3 protein-coding genes and 1 pseudogene are annotated in these 2,192 nt (G+C 67.6%); all 4 read left to right on the forward strand.

Annotated elements, in window-relative coordinates; translation table 11 throughout:
* A pseudogene (locus tag ACIA5H_RS37115) lies at positions 1 to 1,072 on the forward strand (hypothetical protein); the annotation flags it as partial.
* A 115-nt stretch (positions 1,073 to 1,187) separates the two neighbouring features.
* Positions 1,188 to 1,634 (forward strand): hypothetical protein, encoded by a 447-nt coding sequence (locus ACIA5H_RS37120; RefSeq protein WP_397080979.1) that lies wholly within the window; start codon positions 1,188 to 1,190, stop codon positions 1,632 to 1,634.
* Positions 1,627 to 1,884 (forward strand): hypothetical protein, encoded by a 258-nt coding sequence (locus ACIA5H_RS37125; protein WP_397080981.1) that lies wholly within the window; start codon positions 1,627 to 1,629, stop codon positions 1,882 to 1,884. The genes ACIA5H_RS37120 and ACIA5H_RS37125 overlap by 8 nt, the downstream gene beginning before the upstream one ends.
* Positions 1,877 to 2,192, forward strand: a 316-nt coding sequence (locus ACIA5H_RS37130) for a hypothetical protein (RefSeq protein ID WP_397080983.1), incomplete at its 3' end; no start/stop codon positions are given. The genes ACIA5H_RS37125 and ACIA5H_RS37130, both read left to right, overlap by 8 nt.

The following is a 2,192-nucleotide window of genomic DNA, read 5'->3' on the forward strand; positions in this document are numbered from 1 at the left end:
GGTGGCGTGGTGCCTGTGCCGGCGCACCGGCAACGACGGCCGCATACCGATGAAGGTGTGGACGAGCCGTTGGAAGCCGCGGGCCCGCAAGGAACTCATCGAGGCCGGGCTCGCCGAGGTCGACGGCGACGCCGTCGAAATGCACGACTGGCTCGATCACCAGCCGTCCGCGGCTGAACTCGATGCGAAGCGTTTGGTTCGCGCCGAGGCCGGTCGCAAGGGCGGCAAGCGGTCCGGCGAGACGCGTTCGGGTCGAAGCAAACCGGCAAGCATGAGCGAAGCAAATGCCGAAGCAAATGCTTCGACCGGAACCGGTCACAAACCGGTAACGTCGCTCGAATTTTCATCGGAGTGGAGCACGCAGACCGGCAGCACGGATGCGACCTCGATTCCGACCGTTTCTGACAGCGTCGAAATGCTCTCACCTGCGGAAACGGCTCAGAACAGCGAAGCAATTGCTTCGGATGTGCTTCACCAAATGCTGAACCAAACCGCGAACTCAAACGAACCAGACAAAGACAAAGACATAGATATCTCTGGTGACGTTATGGGGGAACGTCACTTAGTTGACGCGCGAGCGTCGAGCAACGAACCCCCAAAATTCCACGCAGGGCATGACGACCAGTGGTTCGGAGACTGCGCCGAGTGCAACGCACTGTCCGAGGCGTACATCGCGTGGAAACGCGAACGCGCCGCCGAGATCCGAGCCAGCGCAGGCGGTCTCGGCGTGCGCCCGGCCCAGCGCTGCTACCAGCATCTCGAAAACCCGAACGCGCCGAACTGCGGCAAGTGCCGCGACGCCCGCCACATCGCCGAAGCCTGGGACGCCGAACGCAAGCGCCGCCTGCGCGACCTCGGCGACGCCCGTCGCGCCGGAATCGCCACATGCGCCGACCGCCGTGCCGCCGCCGGGCTCCCGCCGCTGTGCGACTCCGAGGGCTGGCGCATCCCGCCGCCCGAGCTCGAAGCCCTCGACCCCCCGGTCGTGCGATGCGACCACTTCGACACCCTGCCCGCCAGCTGGCGCGCACTCATCGCAAACGTCATCAACTCAACCGCCACCGAGGAGTAAAACCCATGTTCACCTGCATTTTCGACTACGTGCACGCGCTGTTGCACCACCCGATCGCCACGCTGCCGCTCGTGTTCCGGACGCCGATCCTCGTGCTGCCGTGGGGTGCGTGAGCATGCCCGAGCACCAGATCGAGGTCACCGACGGCGAACCGTTCCGCATCGGTACACCCCGCCCCGAGCGTCGACTCGCCGAGCAGGTCGCCATCGACCACACGGAGGGCACGCTCACCATCGACGGCGTCCGGCAGCCGTGGAAAGTCGACCGCGGCAGCGTGTACGTCGAACGCGACCCGCACCACCTGACGTCAGTGCGCGTCACCCTGACTCTGATCGCCGGATCGGCCGCCGTCGACGCCCACCGGGCAACGCTCACCATCGACGACCGCGCGTTCCCCTGGTACATCACCGACGACGGGCCGCGGATCGACGGGCCGCGGATCGGGACCGCTCGCCGCGCCCCGGGCGGCTCGCCGTACGTCGTGCTCGTGACCGTGACCCTGATCGCCGACAACGTCGTGCAAAACTGGGATTCGGCTCAGGAGGTGCGCGCCGGTGACTGACCCGCAGCCGACGCAGATCATCCGACTACGCCCGGGGGAGCGGCGTCTCGGCCAGAACGAGGCCGCCGAGCAGCAGCACGCCTACGCGACCGCGCCGTGCCCGCCACCCGACGAGGGCGGCTGCGGCGCCGCGATCGGCGAGCCGTGCATGCGGACCGCGGTCGACGGCACCCGCTACGAGACGCGCCTGGCGCACCCGAAGCGGATCCGGGCCGCCGTGCGCCAGCAGGAGGCCAGCGCCGATGACTGAAGTAGTGCATATCGCGATAGAGGAACCGCATCATCTCGGGCCCGTGTGGATCGCGACACTCGACGACGCCCGTCCCGAGATCGAGACGCTGACCAGCGGCAGCCGGACCTATCTCGCCGGCACCGTCACCGCCGCCGGATCCGACGCCGAGGACGTCGGCCGCTCCCTGCTCGGGCTGGCGGAGCATCTGACTGTCTGGGTGGAATACCGAGGCAGTTACATCCGTGTGCAGAGCGTCGAACTCGACGAACGCGGCGATTGCCGTCTGCGAATCCGTTGCAGCCAAGCCGCGCACCGGCTCGGGCTCG

Source organism: Nocardia sp. NPDC051900 (assembly GCF_044452545.1).
In the GTDB taxonomy this organism is placed as follows: Bacteria; Actinomycetota; Actinomycetes; order Mycobacteriales; family Mycobacteriaceae; genus Nocardia; species Nocardia sichangensis.